The sequence below is a fragment of the Dietzia massiliensis genome (assembly GCF_018390595.1).
Classification (GTDB): Bacteria; Actinomycetota; Actinomycetes; order Mycobacteriales; family Mycobacteriaceae; genus Dietzia; species Dietzia massiliensis.
On the sequence record NZ_JAHBAV010000312.1, the window covers coordinates 1 to 360 of the forward strand.

The 360-nt window shown below is 62.8% G+C and carries 1 pseudogene; it reads right to left on the reverse strand.

Features of this window, described 5'->3' with window-relative positions:
* Positions 1–46 precede the first annotated feature (46 nt).
* A pseudogene (locus KHA85_RS17360) lies at positions 47–360 on the reverse strand (hypothetical protein); the annotation flags it as partial.

Sequence of the window (360 nt, forward strand, 5' to 3'; positions counted from 1 at the left end):
GGCTAAAGAGTGTACTTAATGCGGGGAGGGCCCCAACGGGCGGCGCCTACTTGGGCGCGAACCGCTGCCCGGCGTCCAGGCGCAGGCATTGGCCGTTGAGCATCGGGTTGTCCACGATGGCGGCCACCAGCTTGGCGTACTCCTCGGGACGGCCCAGCCGCTTGGGGAAGGCCGCGTCTTTGGTCAGCGCCGCCGCGAATTCGTCGGGAATGCCCTGGGTGAGGCCCGTCGCGAAGAGGCTCGGGGCGATCCCCAGCACCCTGATGCCCACCGAGCCCACGAGACTAAGGCGAAAATCGTATGCCGCCTTATGCTTGAAAAAAAAAAATACAACATAGCAACCAGTTGCTCTTCTGCCAT